General features: G+C 53.1%; 18 protein-coding genes. 16 read left to right on the forward strand and 2 right to left on the reverse strand.

Annotation, left to right across the window (positions count from 1 at the left end):
- The first annotated feature begins 8 nt into the window (after positions 1 to 8).
- A complete protein-coding gene (queE, locus tag OGY33_RS06000) occupies positions 9 to 680 on the forward strand; it encodes a 7-carboxy-7-deazaguanine synthase QueE (RefSeq protein WP_003034139.1) in 672 nt (223 codons plus the stop codon).
- Positions 681 to 771: 91 nt separating this feature from the next.
- Here queE and queD read toward each other — a convergent pair whose 3' ends face one another.
- Entirely contained in the window at positions 772 to 1134 is a 363-nt protein-coding gene (gene queD, locus OGY33_RS06005) for a 6-carboxytetrahydropterin synthase QueD (protein ID WP_003825707.1), read from the reverse strand.
- Positions 1135 to 1439: 305 nt separating this feature from the next.
- Here queD and cysJ point away from each other — a divergent pair, with 305 nt between their 5' ends.
- From cysJ to cysH, 3 genes are all read left to right on the forward strand, one after another.
- A complete protein-coding gene (cysJ, locus tag OGY33_RS06010) occupies positions 1440 to 3239 on the forward strand; it encodes an NADPH-dependent assimilatory sulfite reductase flavoprotein subunit (RefSeq protein ID WP_191238168.1) in 1800 nt (599 codons plus the stop codon).
- Positions 3239 to 4951 carry an assimilatory sulfite reductase (NADPH) hemoprotein subunit gene (gene cysI, locus OGY33_RS06015; RefSeq protein ID WP_191238169.1) on the forward strand — a complete coding sequence of 571 codons (1713 nt, stop codon included), beginning with the start codon at positions 3239 to 3241 and terminating at the stop codon, positions 4949 to 4951. Before cysJ ends, cysI begins: the two co-directional genes overlap by 1 nt.
- A gap of 83 nt (positions 4952 to 5034) precedes the next feature.
- On the forward strand, positions 5035 to 5769 hold the full coding sequence (gene cysH / locus OGY33_RS06020) for a phosphoadenosine phosphosulfate reductase (protein ID WP_191238170.1): 735 nt from the start codon (positions 5035 to 5037) through the stop codon (positions 5767 to 5769).
- Between the two features lie 45 nt (positions 5770 to 5814).
- Here the strand turns inward: cysH and OGY33_RS06025 are convergent, their stop codons facing one another.
- Positions 5815 to 6858, reverse strand: a complete 1044-nt coding sequence (locus OGY33_RS06025; RefSeq protein ID WP_191238171.1) for an aminopeptidase — start codon at positions 6856 to 6858, stop codon at positions 5815 to 5817.
- A 254-nt stretch (positions 6859 to 7112) separates the two neighbouring features.
- Between OGY33_RS06025 and cysD the strand changes: the two genes are divergently transcribed.
- The 12 genes from cysD (at position 7113) to rpoS (ending at position 16939) form a co-directional block, all read left to right on the forward strand.
- Positions 7113 to 8021: a sulfate adenylyltransferase subunit CysD gene (gene cysD / locus OGY33_RS06030; RefSeq protein WP_003034152.1), complete on the forward strand. Its 909-nt coding sequence runs from the start codon at positions 7113 to 7115 to the stop codon at positions 8019 to 8021.
- 9 nt (positions 8022 to 8030) lie between these two features.
- Complete coding sequence (gene cysN / locus OGY33_RS06035) at positions 8031 to 9458, forward strand: sulfate adenylyltransferase subunit CysN (RefSeq protein WP_008785677.1); 1428 nt, start codon at positions 8031 to 8033, stop codon at positions 9456 to 9458.
- A complete protein-coding gene (cysC, locus tag OGY33_RS06040; RefSeq protein ID WP_003034157.1) occupies positions 9458 to 10063 on the forward strand; it encodes an adenylyl-sulfate kinase in 606 nt (201 codons plus the stop codon). The genes cysN and cysC overlap by 1 nt, the downstream gene beginning before the upstream one ends.
- Positions 10064 to 10110: 47 nt before the next feature.
- Positions 10111 to 10434: a DUF3561 family protein gene (locus OGY33_RS06045; protein WP_020996298.1), complete on the forward strand. Its 324-nt coding sequence runs from the start codon at positions 10111 to 10113 to the stop codon at positions 10432 to 10434.
- A 214-nt stretch (positions 10435 to 10648) separates the two neighbouring features.
- Positions 10649 to 10960, forward strand: coding sequence for a cell division protein FtsB (gene ftsB / locus OGY33_RS06050; protein ID WP_003034163.1), 312 nt, complete (start codon positions 10649 to 10651; stop codon positions 10958 to 10960).
- Between the two features lie 18 nt (positions 10961 to 10978).
- Complete coding sequence (ispD, locus tag OGY33_RS06055; protein WP_003825722.1) at positions 10979 to 11674, forward strand: 2-C-methyl-D-erythritol 4-phosphate cytidylyltransferase; 696 nt, start codon at positions 10979 to 10981, stop codon at positions 11672 to 11674.
- Between the two features lie 55 nt (positions 11675 to 11729).
- Positions 11730 to 12209, forward strand: a complete 480-nt coding sequence (gene ispF / locus OGY33_RS06060) for a 2-C-methyl-D-erythritol 2,4-cyclodiphosphate synthase (protein ID WP_003034167.1) — start codon at positions 11730 to 11732, stop codon at positions 12207 to 12209.
- Positions 12206 to 13255 carry a tRNA pseudouridine(13) synthase TruD gene (truD, locus tag OGY33_RS06065; RefSeq protein WP_048215656.1) on the forward strand — a complete coding sequence of 350 codons (1050 nt, stop codon included), beginning with the start codon at positions 12206 to 12208 and terminating at the stop codon, positions 13253 to 13255. Before ispF ends, truD begins: the two co-directional genes overlap by 4 nt.
- Positions 13236 to 13997 (forward strand): 5'/3'-nucleotidase SurE, encoded by a 762-nt coding sequence (surE, locus tag OGY33_RS06070; protein ID WP_003825728.1) that lies wholly within the window; start codon positions 13236 to 13238, stop codon positions 13995 to 13997. Before truD ends, surE begins: the two co-directional genes overlap by 20 nt.
- Complete coding sequence (locus tag OGY33_RS06075) at positions 13991 to 14617, forward strand: protein-L-isoaspartate(D-aspartate) O-methyltransferase (protein ID WP_003034172.1); 627 nt, start codon at positions 13991 to 13993, stop codon at positions 14615 to 14617. The genes surE and OGY33_RS06075 overlap by 7 nt, the downstream gene beginning before the upstream one ends.
- 184 nt (positions 14618 to 14801) lie before the next feature.
- Positions 14802 to 15884 (forward strand): murein hydrolase activator NlpD, encoded by a 1083-nt coding sequence (nlpD, locus tag OGY33_RS06080; protein ID WP_239497883.1) that lies wholly within the window; start codon positions 14802 to 14804, stop codon positions 15882 to 15884.
- Between the two features lie 62 nt (positions 15885 to 15946).
- Entirely contained in the window at positions 15947 to 16939 is a 993-nt protein-coding gene (gene rpoS, locus OGY33_RS06085; RefSeq protein ID WP_000081498.1) for an RNA polymerase sigma factor RpoS, read from the forward strand.
- Positions 16940 to 17069: the final 130 nt, after the last annotated feature.

Raw genomic sequence — 17069 nt, forward strand, 5'->3', positions numbered from 1 at the left:
AGAGCGCTATGCAGTACCCGATTAACGAGATGTTCCAGACCCTGCAAGGTGAGGGTTACTTTACCGGCGTCCCCGCCATTTTTATTCGTTTACAGGGATGCCCGGTTGGCTGTGCCTGGTGCGATACCAAACACACCTGGGATAAGCTTGAGGATCGGGAAGTCTCCCTGTACAGCATCCTGGCCAAGACCAAAGAAAGCGATAAATGGGGTGCTGCGAGCAGCGAAGATCTGCTGGCGGTCATTTCGCGTCAGGGCTATACCGCCCGTCACGTGGTGATCACCGGTGGTGAGCCCTGCATTCATGACCTGATGCCGCTGACTGACCTGCTGGAAAAGAACGGTTTTAGCTGCCAGATTGAGACCAGCGGCACGCACGAAGTACGCTGTACGCCGAATACCTGGGTGACCGTATCGCCGAAGGTGAATATGCGCGGTGGCTATGATGTGCTGTCACAGGCGCTGGAGCGCGCGAATGAAATCAAGCATCCGGTTGGCCGTGTCCGCGATATTGAAGCACTGGATGAACTGCTGGCGACGTTAAGTGACGACAAACCGCGAATCATCGCCTTACAGCCAATCAGCCAGAAAGAAGATGCGACGCGTTTGTGCATTGATACCTGTATTGCGCGTAACTGGCGTCTGTCGATGCAGACCCATAAGTATCTGAATATTGCCTGATAACTTTGCCGGGGGCGTTTCGCTTACCCGGCCATAGTTTATTGCTCAATGCAGGCCGGAGAAGATGCGTTGCCATCCGGCAAGCCTAAAATCACTCGCCGCGATAAACGCAGCCCGCTGTGCAGGTTTCTTTCACCATTACAGCACTCAGCAGAGGGACCACAGGTTTAACCTGATCCCAAATCCATTTGGCCAGCACTTCGCTGGTTGGATTTTCTAAGCCAGGAATATCGTTCAAATAGTAGTGATCGAGTCTGTCGTAAGTCGGCTTAAACGCGGCTTTTAACTCAGCAAAATCCATGATCCAACCGGTATGCGGATCGACTTCACCGGTAATTTCAAGACGCACCATAAATGAGTGACCATGCAGACGGCCACACTTATGCCCTTCCGGTACATGCGGCAGGTGGTGAGCGGCTTCGAAGGTGAAATCTTTAAACAAGGTGGTGGACATTTTTTACTCTCAAGAATGCGAAAAACCGCGGTAGGGTACCGTAAAGAGCAAATTTTATCATTAGTTAAAAGGGCGCAGAGTATCAGAACAATCCATTCATAAAGATAATGTTCAATAACTATTTATATATCAAATGTTTATGTAATCTGTTTTGCTGTTAATAACTATAACTAAAACAGGTTAGTCCATTTGGTTATTTGTTATTTCCATCCCTTCTTTAATTGTTACTATCCCCGCCGTTAACCTTATCTTCAGTTTGGGTTTTATTGCTGAAATCCGCTTTGCTTACTGGAACATGACAACGCATGACGACACAGGCCCCACCTTCCGCTTTGCTACCGCTAAACCCGGAGCAACTGGCACGCCTTCAGGCGGCCACGACCGATTTCACTCCCGCACAGCTTGCGTGGGTTTCTGGCTATTTTTGGGGCGTGCTGAATCAGCAGCCTGGCAGCAATGTGGTGGCGACTGCGCCTGTCGCTGAAATGCCTGGCATTACGCTTATCTCCGCCTCGCAAACTGGTAATGCGCGTCGTGTGGCGGAAGCCCTGCGCGATGATCTGATCGCCGCGAAGCTCAACGTCACTCTCATCAACGCTGGCGACTATAAATTCAAACAAATCGCCAATGAAAAACTGCTGATCGTGGTGGCGTCGACGCAAGGGGAAGGTGAACCGGCGGAAGAAGCCGTGGCGTTGCATAAATTCCTGTTATCGAAAAAAGCGCCGAAGCTTGATAACACCGCTTTTGCCGTATTTGGTCTTGGCGATACCTCTTATGAGTTTTTCTGCCAGGCAGGAAAAGACTTCGATGCGAAACTGGCTGAGCTGGGCGGTGAACGTCTGCTCGATCGTGTAGATGCCGACGTCGAATACCAGGCCGCCGCCACGCAGTGGCGTGCTCGTCTGGTTGATGTCCTGAAAGCGCGTGCGCCTGCGGCACCGTCTGTGCAAGTTGCCGCGAGCGGTGCAGTAAATGAAGTACACACCAGCCCATACACCAAAGAAGCGCCGCTGACGGCGTCGCTTGCGGTGAATCAGAAAATTACCGGCCGCGACTCTGAAAAAGACGTGCGCCATATTGAAATTGATTTAGGCGATTCTGGCCTGCGTTATCAGCCGGGCGATGCGCTGGGCGTCTGGTATCAGAATGACCCGGCTCTGGTTAAAGAACTGGTTGAACTGCTGTGGCTGAAAGGTGATGAGCCGGTCACGGTTGAAGGCAAAACCCTGTCGCTCGCTGAAGCGTTGCAGTGGCATTTCGAGCTGACGGTTAACACCGGCAATATCGTAGAGAACTATGCCACCTTAACCCGCAGCGAAACTTTGCTGCCGTTAGTCGGTGACAAAGCACAGTTGCAGCATTACGCCGCAACCACGCCCATCGTCGATATGGTGCGCTTCTCTCCGGCACAACTGGATGCTCAGGCGTTAGTTGAACTGCTGCGTCCGCTGACGCCGCGTTTGTACTCCATTGCTTCTTCCCAGGCGGAAGTGGAAAGCGAAGTGCACGTCACCGTGGGCGTGGTGCGTTATGAGATAGAAGGTCGCGCCCGTGCTGGTGGTGCTTCCAGTTTCCTCGCCGACCGCGTGGAAGAAGAAGGTGAAGTTCGCGTGTTCATTGAACACAACGACAACTTCCGTCTGCCGGCGAATCCGCAAACGCCGGTAATTATGATTGGACCGGGTACGGGGATTGCGCCGTTCCGTGCATTCATGCAGCAACGTGCGGCTGACGGAGCCGAAGGCAAAAACTGGCTGTTTTTTGGTAACCCACACTTTACCGAAGATTTCCTGTATCAGGTGGAATGGCAGCGTTACGTCAAAGAGGGCGTACTGAGCCGTATCGATCTCGCCTGGTCCCGCGATCAAAAAGAAAAAGTCTACGTACAAGATAAACTGCGCCAACAGGGCGCGGAACTGTGGCGCTGGATTAACGACGGTGCGCACATTTATGTCTGCGGCGACGCCAATCGCATGGCGAAAGACGTTGAGCGGGCGTTGTTGGAAGTGATTGCCGAATTCGGTGGTATGGATATCGAAGCGGCGGATGAATTTTTAAGTGAGCTGCGCATTGAGCGCCGTTATCAGCGAGATGTCTACTAATGAGCGAAAAACATCCAGGACCATTGGTGGTCGAAGGCAAACTGTCCGACGCTGAGCGTATGAAGCTGGAAAGCAACTATCTGCGCGGTACCATTGCCGAAGATTTAAACGACGGCCTGACCGGCGGGTTTAAAGGCGACAACTTCCTGCTGATCCGTTTTCACGGTATGTACCAGCAGGACGACCGCGATATCCGCGCCGAACGTGCCGAGCAAAAGCTGGAGCCACGTCACGCGATGCTGCTGCGCTGTCGTCTGCCGGGTGGGGTGATCACCACCAAACAGTGGCAGGCGATCGACAAGTTCGCCCATGACAACACCATATACGGCAGCATTCGTCTGACCAACCGTCAGACCTTCCAGTTTCACGGCATTCTGAAGAAGAATGTTAAGCCGGTACACCAGATGCTGCATTCAGTCGGGCTTGACGCTCTGGCGACCGCCAACGACATGAACCGTAACGTGCTGTGCACCTCGAATCCGTATGAATCTGAGCTGCATGCCGAAGCCTATGAATGGGCGAAGAAAATTTCTGAGCACCTGTTGCCGCGCACCCGCGCCTATGCAGAGATCTGGCTCGATCAGGAAAAAGTCGCGACCACCGACGAAGAGCCGATCCTCGGTCAAACCTATCTGCCGCGTAAGTTTAAAACCACGGTCGTGATCCCACCGCAGAATGACATCGATCTGCACGCCAACGACATGAACTTCGTGGCGATTGCGGAAAACGGCAAGCTGGTGGGCTTTAACCTGCTGGTGGGCGGTGGTTTATCGATTGAGCACGGCAACAAGAAAACCTATGCCCGTACGGCAAGCGAGTTTGGTTATCTGCCGCTTGAGCATACGCTGGCCGTGGCGGAGGCTGTGGTGACCACGCAGCGTGACTGGGGTAACCGTACCGATCGTAAAAACGCGAAAACCAAATACACGCTGGAACGCGTAGGCGTTGAGACCTTTAAAGCTGAAGTTGAGCGCCGGGCGGGGATCAAATTTGAGCCGATCCGTCCGTACGAGTTCACCGGTCGCGGCGATCGTATCGGCTGGGTGAAAGGGATCGACAATAAATGGCATCTGACGTTGTTTATTGAAAACGGACGAATCCTCGATTATCTGGGCCGACCGCTGAAAACCGGTCTGCTTGAGATCGCGAAGATCCACAAAGGTGAGTTCCGCATTACCGCGAACCAGAATCTGATCATTGCCGGTGTTCCTGAGAGTGAAAAGGCGAAGATAGAGAAGATTGCGCAGAAGAGTGGCTTAATGAACGCGGTCACTCCGCAGCGTGAAAACTCGATGGCCTGCGTGTCGTTCCCGACCTGTCCGCTGGCGATGGCGGAAGCTGAGCGCTTCCTGCCAACGTTTATCGACAACATCGACACGCTGATGGCGAAGCACAGCCTGAGTGATGAAAACATTGTCATGCGTGTGACCGGCTGCCCGAACGGTTGTGGTCGTGCGATGCTGGCGGAAGTTGGTCTGGTGGGTAAAGCTCCTGGGCGTTACAACCTCCATTTAGGGGGCAACCGTATCGGAACCCGTATTCCCCGGATGTTTAAAGAGAACATCACCGAGCCGGAAATTCTGGCATCGCTGGATGAACTGATTGGGCGCTGGGCGAAAGAGCGCGAAGCGGGTGAAGGCTTCGGTGACTTTACGGTGCGTGCGGGCATTATTCGCCCGGTGCTCGATCCCGCCCGGGATTTCTGGGAATAATGTGAAATTGACTTATCGGGTCTGCTGAATCGGTAGGCCTGATAAGCGCAGCGCCATCAGGCAAGGCAAACAGTGAGGAACTTATGTCCAAACTCGATCTCAACGCGTTGAACGAACTGCCAAAAGTGGATCGCGTATTAGCGCTGGCCGAAACCAACGCCCAGCTGGAAAAACTGAGCGCCGAGGATCGCGTAGCGTGGGCGCTGGAAAACCTGCCTGGTGAATATGTACTGTCATCAAGTTTTGGTATCCAGGCGGCAGTGAGCCTGCATCTGGTAAATCAGATTCGCCCGGATATCCCGGTGATCCTCACCGATACTGGCTACCTGTTCCCGGAAACCTATCAGTTTATTGATGAGTTAACGGACAAGCTTAAGCTTAATCTGCAAGTCTACCGGGCAAAGGAAAGTGCGGCCTGGCAGGAAGCACGCTACGGCAAACTGTGGGAGCAGGGCGTTGAAGGCATTGAAAAATACAATGACATCAACAAGGTCGAGCCGATGAACCGGGCGCTGCAGGAGCTGAACGCGCAAACCTGGTTTGCCGGTCTGCGTCGAGAGCAATCGGGCAGTCGTGCGCATTTGCCGGTGCTGGCTATCCAGCGCGGCGTGTTTAAAGTTCTCCCAATCATCGACTGGGATAACCGTACGGTTTACCAGTATCTGCAAAAACACGGTTTGAAATACCATCCGTTGTGGGATCAGGGCTATCTGTCGGTAGGCGATACCCACACCACCCGCAAATGGGAGCCGGGTATGGCGGAAGAAGAGACGCGCTTCTTCGGATTGAAGCGTGAGTGCGGACTGCACGAAGGGTAACAGGAAAATGGTCCGGTAAGATTTACATCCTACCGGACCACTTCTTCAGGATTTACCCGCTTTTGCCAGTTCTTTTACCAGTGGCAGCATAATGCGTACCACGTCGCGGCTACGGTGCTCTATCCGGCCTGGTAACGCTTTATCAATGTGCTGCTGGTTATCCAGTCGCACATCGTGCCAGCTGTTGCCTGCCGGGAATGAGGCGCTTTTGGCGCGCTGTTGATAGCCATCTTTCTTGCCCAGGTTCCAGTTGGTCGCTTCAACTGAAAGAACGGCAATCCCCGCGTTGTCGAAGACCTCTGCATCGTTACAACATCCAGTGCCTTTCGGATAGTCTTTGTTCAGACCTGGATTGGTGCTGGCAACGATACTGCGGCTGTGCGCGATAGCCAGTGCCCGGTCGCGCGTCAGTTTTCGCACCGCTTCCGGGGTTTTCTTACCGCTATTGAAATAGAGCTTATCGCCGACGATCAGGTTATCGAGGTTGATAACCAGCAGCGTGTTTTTCTTCTCGGCGGCGCTCATTCGCTTCAGGATGTTCTCCGCGCCCAGTTTGCCTTCTTCCTCGCCGCTGGTGGCGATAAATCGAATACCGTACTGCGTCGGCACGTTTTTGAGTTTTTCCGCCAGTTCCAGCATTACGCCAACACCTGCGGCGTTGTCATCGATACCTTGCAGGGTTAATCCACCCAGATTGGCATCGGAGTCGGCGTCGCTTTGTGCGGCGTAGGTGTCGAGGTGCGCCATAATAATAATCTGCTGCGGCGCTTTGCCTTCATGTGCAGCAATAACGGTGCTTCCCGTTACGTTATGCCAGTTTTTACGGTTATCTTTGGCGGTATAAACATAACGGCTATTAAACGTCCGAATATCGCTGCTATAACCCATCTGCTGAAATTGTTGACGTATATAATCAGCAGACAACATTTCTGCCGGAGATCCCGTCACGCGGCCTGGGAAAAACGTTGCGATATATCGAGCCTGGGTATTTGCGATATCTCCGGGCTTCGAAGATGTTGCCTGTGCGGGAAGGATGAAGCACGCGCCGAGCGCCATGGCTGCAAGAAGGTGGCGCAATGCGAGAAACATGATGAGTCCTTAAATACCAAGCAGAAATTTTCAGCCGCTAGTATGAAACCGTGATCGAGGTAAAACAATTTCATTTGCTCCTAAATGCCCGAATTCCGGTAGCTTAAGCACTTTTTGATATTTGCTTTTCCGGATCGTTATTCCTTTGAGGAACTACTCATTCCAATTCGTAATTTCATTCGCCCTCTTGCCCTCCCTATAGTCAGGTTATCTGAGCATCGTTAGCAAAATAACGGCATTACATAGGAACGGTTATGGATCAAAAACGACTTACCCACCTGCGGCAACTGGAAGCGGAAAGCATCCATATCATTCGTGAGGTGGCCGCCGAGTTTTCTAATCCGGTGATGATGTATTCCATCGGCAAAGATTCCAGCGTAATGCTGCATCTGGCGCGTAAAGCGTTTTATCCGGGCACGCTGCCGTTCCCATTGCTGCACGTTGATACCGGCTGGAAATTCAGCGAAATGTACGAGTTTCGTGACCGCACGGCGAAAGCCTACGGCTGCGAACTGCTGGTGCATAAAAACCCGGAAGGGGTGGCGATGGGTATCAACCCGTTTGTCCACGGTAGCGCCAAGCATACCGACATTATGAAAACTGAAGGGCTGAAGCAGGCACTGAATAAATACGGTTTCGATGCCGCGTTTGGCGGTGCTCGTCGTGACGAAGAGAAATCGCGTGCCAAAGAGCGTATTTACTCTTTCCGCGATCGTTTTCATCGCTGGGATCCTAAAAATCAGCGCCCGGAGCTGTGGCACAACTACAACGGGCAGATTAACAAAGGCGAAAGTATTCGCGTCTTCCCGCTCTCTAACTGGACTGAACAGGATATCTGGCAGTACATCTGGCTGGAAAATATCGATATCGTGCCGCTGTATCTGGCGGCGGAGCGTCCGGTGCTGGAACGCGACGGCATGCTGATGATGATTGATGACGACAGAATCGATCTGCAACCCGGTGAAGTGATTAAAAAACGCATGGTGCGTTTCCGTACGCTCGGTTGCTGGCCGCTGACAGGCGCGGTGGAGTCGAATGCGCAGACGCTGCCGGAAATCATCGAAGAGATGCTGGTTTCAACCACCAGTGAACGTCAGGGCCGCGTGATTGACCGCGACCAGGCGGGCTCCATGGAGCTGAAGAAACGTCAGGGGTATTTCTAAGGAGCCGCCATGAATACGACACTTGCACAACAAATTGCTAATGAAGGCGGCGTTGAAGCCTGGATGGTTGCCCAGCAACACAAAAGTCTGCTGCGCTTTTTAACCTGCGGTAGCGTGGATGATGGGAAAAGTACCCTGATTGGCCGCCTGCTGCACGACACGCGTCAGATTTATGAAGACCAGCTTTCATCGCTGCACAATGACAGTAAACGTCACGGCACTCAGGGCGAAAAGCTTGATCTGGCGTTATTGGTTGACGGCTTGCAGGCCGAGCGTGAGCAAGGTATCACCATCGACGTGGCGTATCGTTATTTCTCTACCGAGAAGCGTAAATTTATTATTGCGGACACTCCCGGGCATGAGCAGTACACCCGTAACATGGCGACCGGTGCGTCGACCTGCGACCTGGCGATCCTATTGATCGATGCGCGTAAAGGCGTGCTGGATCAGACTCGTCGTCATAGCTTTATCTCCACGCTGCTTGGGATCAAACACCTGGTGGTGGCGATCAACAAAATGGATCTGGTGGACTTTAGCGAAGAGACATTTAACCGCATTCGCGAAGACTATCTTACTTTTGCTGAACAACTGCCGGGCAACCTGGATATCCGGTTTGTGCCGCTCTCTGCGCTGGAAGGCGATAACGTGGCTTCGCAAAGCGCCAGTATGCCGTGGTACAGCGGTCCGACGCTGCTGGAAGTGCTGGAAACCGTTGAGATCCAGCGCATTGTTGATACTCAGCCGATGCGCTTCCCGGTGCAGTATGTGAACCGACCGAATCTGGATTTCCGTGGTTATGCCGGAACGCTGGCCTCCGGTAGCGTGAAGGTTGGACAGCGCGTCAAAGTGTTGCCGTCCGGCGTGGAGTCGAGCGTGGCGCGGATCGTAACCTTTGATGGCGATTTACAGGAAGCGCATGCGGGTGAAGCGATCACCCTGGTGCTGAAAGATGAGATCGATATCAGCCGGGGCGACCTGCTGCTTGATGCCGGTGAAACGCTGCCGACAGTACAAAGCGCTGCAGTTGATGTGGTGTGGATGGCGGAACAACCGTTGTCGCCCGGGCAGAGCTACGACATAAAAGTCGCAGGCAAGAAGACCCGCGCACGCGTTGATAGCGTGCAGTATCAGGTCGATATAAACAACCTGACCCAACGTGACGTTGAAGCGCTGCCGCTGAACGGCATCGGTCTGGTTAATCTGACTTTTGATGAGCCGCTGGTGCTGGATACCTATCAGCAGAATCCGGTTACGGGCGGGCTGATTATCATTGACCGCCTGACTAACGTTACCGTTGGCGCGGGACTGGTGCGTGAGCCAATCGTCCAGGAGCTTGCCACAGCTTCTCAGTTCAGCGCGTTTGAGCTGGAGCTTAATGCACTGGTGCGTCGCCACTTCCCACACTGGGGTGCGCGCGATCTGCTGGGAGGAAAATAATGGCGCTGCATGACGAAAACGTCGTCTGGCATGCCCATCCTGTTACACCGCAACAGCGGGAACAACGCCACGGTCATCGTGGTGTTGTGCTGTGGTTTACCGGGCTGTCAGGTTCCGGTAAATCCACGGTAGCAGGGGCGCTGGAAGAGGCGCTGCATAAGCTAGGGGTGAGCACCTATCTGCTGGATGGCGATAACGTGCGTCACGGTCTGTGCAGCGATCTTGGGTTTAGCGATGCCGATCGTAAGGAGAATATTCGTCGGGTTGGTGAAGTGGCTAACCTAATGGTAGACGCCGGCCTGGTGGTGTTGACTGCGTTTATCTCTCCACATCGCGCCGAGCGAAAAATGGTTCGCGAGCGCGTGGGTGAAGGGCGTTTTATTGAGGTTTTTGTCGATACGCCATTAGCAACGTGCGAAGCTCGCGATCCAAAAGGGCTGTATAAAAAAGCGCGTGCGGGAGAGTTGCGCAATTTCACCGGAATTGACTCGGTTTACGAAGCGCCTGAATCGCCAGAGATTCATCTTGATGGTGAACAATTGGTAACAAATTTGGTTCCTCAATTATTAGACCTGCTGAGGCAGGAAGATATTATCAGATCCTGAGACACCCGAGCTTGCACGCCCGGTCAGTCACGGTCACAGGATTAGATATGCGTAACAGCCATAACATTACTATTACAGAGTCAGATACCTTCGCCGCCGACGACGAAACTACCTGGTCACTCCCAGGAGCCGTGGTCGGTTTTGTCGCGTGGTTGCTGGCGCTGGGATTCCCGTGTCTGATGTATGGCCCTAACACACTGTTTTTCTTCCTCTATACCTGGCCCTTTTTCCTTGCGTTGTTGCCCGTGGCGATTGTCGCGGGTATTGCCCTGCATTCGCTATTGAAGGGGAGATTGCTGCTGAGTATTGCCTGTACCCTGCTGGTGGTTGGCGCAATGTTTGGCGCACTGTTCCTGTGGCTACTGGGTTAGGCATACGTCCTTTCACGCGATCTCCGCTGTTGTTCACTGTCTGGCCATAATTCAAACCGTAACCAACAATGAGATTATGTTCTCCTTACATGGGGTATACGTAACAACGGGCAAATGTGGTACATTTGCCCGCGTTGTCGCGGCATTCCCGTCCGTTGATGTAAAGTTGTCAGCGGAGTTTATGGGATGTTGATGCCGTTTTTCAGGGGGCAGGATGGGTAAACTTACGTTGCTGTTGCTGGCTTTATTAGTCTGGCTACAGTATTCGCTGTGGTTCGGTAAGAACGGCATACATGACTATAGTCGCGTCAACGATGATGTTGCGGCGCAGCAAGCTACAAACGCGAAACTGAAAGCGCGTAACGATCAGCTTTTTGCCGAAATTGACGATCTCAATGGCGGGCAAGAGGCTATCGAAGAGCGCGCGCGTAACGAACTCAGTATGACTAAGCCAGGCGAAACCTTTTATCGTCTGGTGCCTGACGCGTCTAAACGCGCTCAGACTGCAGGGCAAAACAATCGATAAACCGTCCAGGGATTTAACATGGCAGCCACTTTAATGGACGTTTGCGCCGTGGTGCCGGCTGCCGGGTTTGGCCGCCGAATGCAAACAGAGTGTCCTAAGCAGTACCTCTCTATTGGCAATAAAACCATTCTCGAACACTCGGTTGATGCGCTGCTGGCTCATCCCCGGGTGACGCGAGTCGTCATCGCTATTAGCCCAGGCGACAGTCGCTTTGCCCAACTTCCACTCGCAGCGCACCCGCAAATTACCGTGGTGGATGGTGGCAACGAGCGTGCCGATTCTGTCCTTGCTGGTTTGCAAGCCGCAGGTGAGGCCAGTTGGGTTCTGGTGCATGATGCCGCGCGTCCGTGTCTGCATCAGGAAGATTTATCTCGTTTGCTGGCAATAAGTGAAACCAGCCGCATCGGCGGGATCCTTGCTGCGCCGGTGCGCGACACGATGAAACGCGCGGAGCCGGGCCGAACAGACATCGCCCATACGGTCGATCGCACCGATTTATGGCATGCGTTGACGCCGCAGTTTTTCCCTCGCGAGCTGTTGCATGACTGTCTGACCCGTGCGCTAAACGAAGGCGCAACCATTACGGACGAAGCCTCGGCGCTGGAATATTGCGGTTTTCATCCGCTGCTGGTCGAAGGACGCGCTGACAACATTAAAGTCACCCGCCCGGAAGACCTGGCGCTGGCGGAATTTTATCTGACCCGAACTATCTAGATACATCATTCTTCAGGTTGCCTGGAGGATGTTGTGTATATCAGGAGAAGGCATAATGCGAATTGGACACGGTTTCGACGTACACGCTTTTGGCGGAGTTGGCCCAATTATCATTGGTGGTGTGCGCATCCCGTATGAAAAAGGATTGCTGGCGCATTCTGATGGCGACGTGGCGTTACACGCGTTAACCGATGCTCTGCTGGGCGCGGCTGCGCTGGGGGATATCGGTAAACTCTTCCCGGACACCGACCCGGCCTTTAAAGGTGCAGATAGTCGTGAATTATTGCGTGAAGCCTGGCGGCGTATTCAGGCCAAAGGCTATACGCTTGGTAATGTGGATGTGACGATTATTGCTCAGGCGCCGAAGATGCTGCCGCACATTCCGCAAATGCGCGTGTTTATTGCCGAAGATCTCGGCTGCCATATGGATGATGTTAACGTGAAAGCGACCACCACGGAAAAACTCGGTTTTACCGGGCGTGGGGAAGGGATTGCCTGTGAAGCGGTGGCGTTACTCATTAAGGCAACAAAATGACTGCGTTTGAAGATCTGACGTATCTCCATGGCAAACCACAAGGCCATGGCGTTCTGAAAGCGAATCCGGAAGACTTTGTCGTCGTCGAAGATTTAGGCTTCGAACCGGATGGCGAAGGTGAGCACATTTTGGTGCGTATCCTGAAAAACGGCTGTAATACCCGTTTTGTGGCTGACGCGCTGGCGAAGTTCCTGAAAATTCACGCCCGTGAAGTGAGCTTTGCTGGCCAGAAAGACAAGCATGCAGTCACGGAACAGTGGCTGTGCGCGCGCGTGCCGGGCAATGCAATGCCTGATTTAAGCAAATTTGAACTCGAAGGCTGTAAAGTGCTGGAGTACGCGCGCCACAAGCGTAAGCTGCGTTTAGGGGCGCTGAAAGGTAACGAATTTACGCTGGTGCTGCGTGAAGTGAGCCAGCGAAATGACGTTGAAGCGCGTTTGCAGGCGATTAGCGAGCGCGGCGTACCGAACTATTTTGGCGCTCAGCGTTTTGGTATTGGCGGCAGCAACCTGCAAGGGGCGCTGCGTTGGGCGCAAAGCGATGCGCCGGTGCGCGATCGCAATAAGCGCAGTTTTTGGTTGTCGGCGGCCCGTAGTGCGTTGTTTAATCAGATAGTCAGTGAACGCTTGAAAAAAACAGACTTTAATCAAGTTGTTGACGGCGATGCGCTACAATTGTCGGGACGCGGAAGTTGGTTTGTCGCCACGCAGGAAGAACAAACCGAATTACAGCGTCGCGTCGATGATAAAGAATTGATGATTACAGCAGCATTACCGGGCAGCGGTGAGTGGGGAACTCAGCGCGACGCACTGGCGTTTGAAGAAGCCGCTATTGCTGATGAAACCGCGCTGCAGTCGCTGTTGTTGCGCGAGAAAGTCGACGCATCGCGTCGTGCTATGTTGCTGTATCCACAACAATTAAGCTGGAACTGGTGGGATGACGTAACCGTTGAGTTACGTTTCTGGCTACCGGCAGGTAGCTTCGCCACCAGTGTTGTAAGGGAACTTATTAACACAATGGGTGATTATGCGTATATTGCTGAGTAACGATGATGGGGTCCACGCACCCGGTATACAAACGCTGGCGAAAGCGCTGCGTGAGTTTGCTGACGTACAGGTGGTTGCCCCGGATCGTAACCGCAGTGGCGCGTCTAACTCGCTGACGCTGGAATCCTCACTTCGCACGTTCACCTATGATAACGGTGATATCGCCGTACAAATGGGTACACCTACCGATTGCGTCTATCTGGGCGTGAACGCATTAATGCGTCCGCGTCCGGACATTGTCGTGTCTGGTATTAACGCAGGTCCTAATCTGGGCGATGATGTTATCTATTCCGGTACCGTTGCGGCGGCGATGGAAGGTCGTCACCTGGGCTTTCCTGCGCTGGCGGTCTCACTTGATGGGCATAAACACTACGATACTGCTGCCGCAGTAACCTGCCGTATCTTACGGGCGCTGAGTCGCGAACCGCTGCGCACCGGGCGCATTTTGAATATCAACGTGCCGGATTTACCGCTGGATCAGATTAAAGGTATCCGCGTCACCCGCTGCGGTAGCCGCCATCCTGCGGATCAGGTGATACCACAGCAGGACCCGCGCGGTAATACGCTGTACTGGATCGGGCCGCCGGGCGAAAAGTGCGACGCCGGACCGGATACAGATTTTGCCGCCGTCGATGAAGGCTATGTTTCCATTACGCCGCTGCATGTCGATTTAACCGCATATGGTGCGCATGAAGTTGTTTCTGACTGGTTAGACAGCGTGGGAGCCGACACGCAATGGTAAGCAGACGCGTACACACTCTTCTTGAACAATTACGTGCGCAGGGCATCAGAGATGAGCTTGTTCTCGATGCACTTGCCGCCGTGCCGCGTGAAAAATTCATTGATGAGGCGTTTGAACATAAGGCCTGGGACAATATTGCTCTGCCGATTGGTCAGGGGCAGACGATTTCGCAGCCCTATATGGTTGCGCGGATGACCGAGCTGCTTGAGTTAACGCCGCAGTCCCGGGTGCTGGAAATTGGTACCGGCTCTGGCTACCAAACGGCGATTCTGGCGCACCTGGTGCATCATGTGTGCTCTGTTGAGCGCATTAAAGGTTTGCAGTGGCAGGCGCGTCGTCGACTTAAACAGCTTGATTTACATAATGTTTCTACCCGTCATGGTGATGGATGGCAGGGCTGGCAAGCGCGAGCCCCGTTTGACGCTATCATTGTTACGGCAGCGCCGCCTGAGATTCCAACTGCGCTAATGATGCAGTTGGATGAAGGCGGTATTCTCGTCTTACCCGTGGGCGACGAGCACCAGTTTCTGAAACGGGTGCGTCGTCGGGGAGGCGAATTTATTATCGATACCGTGGAGGCCGTACGTTTCGTTCCCTTAGTAAAAGGGGAGCTTGCGTAGATACTGGCTCTGAATACCTGGAGTTTTCCTGGATATTCTGGAATTAGTAAGCGTATCGTGGTCACGTTTCCAGTGCCCAGTCCGATGCCTTGCACGGTGATTACGTCACTGGTTTTAACCAAATTTTCCTGGGGGATAAATGAGCGCGGGAAGCCACAAATTTACCGTTCGCCGCATTGCGGCATTGTCACTGGTTTCATTATGGCTGGCAGGTTGTTCAAATACCTCGAATCCACCTGCACCGGTCAGTTCCGTTGATGGCGGTGCATCAACGAACACCAATTCCGGCATGCTGATTACGCCTCCACCAAAAATGGGCTCGACGTCGACAGTACAGCAAACGCCACAGATCCAGCCGGTGCAGCGTCCGACCACACAGTCAACACAGATCCAGCCTGTTGCGGAACAGCCTGTGCAGATGGAAAACGGTCGTATTGTGTACAACCGTAAGTATGGGAACATTCCGAAAGGTAGCTATACGGGCGGCAGTACCTATACTGTTAAGAAAGGCGATACCCTTTTCTATATCGCCTGGATTACCGGGAACGATTTCCGTGATCTCGCACAACGCAATAACGTTCCGGCCCCGTATGGCCTGAATGTCGGTCAAACTCTGCAAGTGGGCAACGCGTCGGGTACACCGATTACTGGTGGTAATGCTATTACCCAGGCGGATGCAGCACAGCAAGGAGTTGTGACCAACTCTGCACAAAATTCCACCGTTGCTGTTGCTTCGAAACCAACAATTACGTATTCTGAGGATTCAGGTGAACAAAGTGCTAATAAAATGTTGCCGAACAACAAGCCTGCTGGGACCGTTGTCACAGCGCCTGTAACGGCTCCAGCAGTTAGCGCAACCGAATCAACTGCAAGCTCAACGTCAACCAGCTCGCCAATCTCTACCTGGCGCTGGCCGACTGACGGCAAAGTAATCGAAAACTTCGCGGCTACTGAAGGTGGCAATAAAGGGATCGATATTGCAGGCAGTAAAGGACAGGCTATTGTCGCGACCGCAGATGGACGCGTCGTATATGCCGGTAACGCACTGCGCGGTTACGGTAATCTTATTATCATCAAACATAACGATGATTACCTGAGTGCCTACGCCCATAACGATACAATGCTGGTCCGGGAACAACAAGAAATCAAGGCGGGGCAGAAAATAGCTACCATGGGTAGCACCGGAACCAGTTCAACACGCTTGCATTTTGAAATTCGTTACAAGGGGAAATCCGTAAACCCGCTGCGCTATTTACCGCAGCGATAATTCGGCGGAACCAGGCTTTCACGTGCTAGTTCCGTTAGGGATCACGGGTAGGAGCCACCTTTATGAGTCAGAATACGCTGAAAGTTCATGATTTAAATGAAGATGCGGAATTTGATGAGAACGGAGTAGAGGCTTTTGATGAAAAAGCCTTGAGTGAAGAGGAACCCAGTGATAACGACCTGGCTGAAGAAGAGCTGTTATCGCAGGGGGCCACACAGCGTGTGTTGGACGCGACTCAGCTTTACCTTGGTGAGATTGGTTATTCACCACTGTTAACAGCCGAAGAAGAAGTTTATTTTGCGCGTCGCGCACTGCGTGGGGATGTCGCTTCTCGCCGTCGCATGATTGAAAGTAACCTGCGTCTGGTGGTGAAAATTGCTCGTCGTTATGGCAATCGTGGTCTGGCATTGCTGGACCTGATTGAAGAGGGCAATCTGGGACTGATCCGTGCAGTCGAGAAGTTTGACCCGGAACGCGGGTTCCGCTTCTCAACATACGCAACCTGGTGGATCCGCCAGACGATCGAACGGGCGATTATGAACCAAACCCGTACGATCCGACTGCCGATTCATATTGTAAAAGAGCTGAACGTCTATCTGCGTACCGCGCGTGAGTTGTCGCATAAACTGGACCACGAACCGAGCGCAGAAGAGATTGCTGAACAACTGGATAAACCGGTTGATGACGTCAGCCGTATGCTCCGACTCAACGAGCGTATTACCTCGGTAGACACCCCGCTGGGTGGCGATTCCGAAAAAGCGTTGCTGGATATTCTGGCCGATGAAAAAGAAAACGGCCCGGAAGACACCACGCAAGACGATGATATGAAACAGAGCATCGTCAAATGGCTGTTCGAACTGAACGCCAAACAGCGTGAAGTGCTGGCACGTCGTTTTGGTCTGCTGGGGTACGAAGCTGCGACACTGGAAGATGTGGGCCGTGAAATTGGTCTCACCCGTGAACGTGTTCGCCAGATTCAGGTTGAAGGTCTGCGTCGTCTGCGTGAAATCCTGCAGACTCAGGGACTGAATATCGAAGCGTTATTCCGCGAGTAAGCACAAGTTCTATCAAGAAAGGCCAGTCTCATTGGGACTGGCCTTTTTCTATGTTTGTTGCCTGATGGCACTGCGTTTATCAGGCCTACGGGGAGCTGGACTTTGTTGGCCGGATAAGACATTTATGTCG

Source organism: Citrobacter sp. Cpo032 (assembly GCF_030332975.1).
Taxonomy (GTDB): Bacteria; Pseudomonadota; Gammaproteobacteria; order Enterobacterales; family Enterobacteriaceae; genus Citrobacter; species Citrobacter portucalensis.

Bases quoted from the DNA above. Each gene is read 5' to 3' on its own strand.
- cysI (WP_191238169.1), top strand. From the start codon at position 3,239: ATGAGCGAAAAACATCCAGGACCATTGGTGGTCGAAGGCAAACTGTCC.
- ispD (WP_003825722.1), top strand. From the start codon at position 10,979: ATGGCAGCCACTTTAATGGACGTTTGCGCCGTGGTGCCGGCTGCCGGG.
- cysN (WP_008785677.1), top strand. From the start codon at position 8,031: ATGAATACGACACTTGCACAACAAATTGCTAATGAAGGCGGCGTTGAA.
- ftsB (WP_003034163.1), top strand. From the start codon at position 10,649: ATGGGTAAACTTACGTTGCTGTTGCTGGCTTTATTAGTCTGGCTACAG.
- ispF (WP_003034167.1), top strand. From the start codon at position 11,730: ATGCGAATTGGACACGGTTTCGACGTACACGCTTTTGGCGGAGTTGGC.
- OGY33_RS06045 (WP_020996298.1), top strand. From the start codon at position 10,111: ATGCGTAACAGCCATAACATTACTATTACAGAGTCAGATACCTTCGCC.
- cysJ (WP_191238168.1), top strand. From the start codon at position 1,440: ATGACGACACAGGCCCCACCTTCCGCTTTGCTACCGCTAAACCCGGAG.
- cysH (WP_191238170.1), top strand. From the start codon at position 5,035: ATGTCCAAACTCGATCTCAACGCGTTGAACGAACTGCCAAAAGTGGAT.
- queE (WP_003034139.1), top strand. From the start codon at position 9: ATGCAGTACCCGATTAACGAGATGTTCCAGACCCTGCAAGGTGAGGGT.
- queD (WP_003825707.1), bottom strand. From the start codon at position 1,134: ATGTCCACCACCTTGTTTAAAGATTTCACCTTCGAAGCCGCTCACCAC.
- surE (WP_003825728.1), top strand. From the start codon at position 13,236: ATGCGTATATTGCTGAGTAACGATGATGGGGTCCACGCACCCGGTATA.
- OGY33_RS06025 (WP_191238171.1), bottom strand. From the start codon at position 6,858: ATGTTTCTCGCATTGCGCCACCTTCTTGCAGCCATGGCGCTCGGCGCG.
- OGY33_RS06075 (WP_003034172.1), top strand. From the start codon at position 13,991: ATGGTAAGCAGACGCGTACACACTCTTCTTGAACAATTACGTGCGCAG.
- cysD (WP_003034152.1), top strand. From the start codon at position 7,113: ATGGATCAAAAACGACTTACCCACCTGCGGCAACTGGAAGCGGAAAGC.
- truD (WP_048215656.1), top strand. From the start codon at position 12,206: ATGACTGCGTTTGAAGATCTGACGTATCTCCATGGCAAACCACAAGGC.
- cysC (WP_003034157.1), top strand. From the start codon at position 9,458: ATGGCGCTGCATGACGAAAACGTCGTCTGGCATGCCCATCCTGTTACA.
- rpoS (WP_000081498.1), top strand. From the start codon at position 15,947: ATGAGTCAGAATACGCTGAAAGTTCATGATTTAAATGAAGATGCGGAA.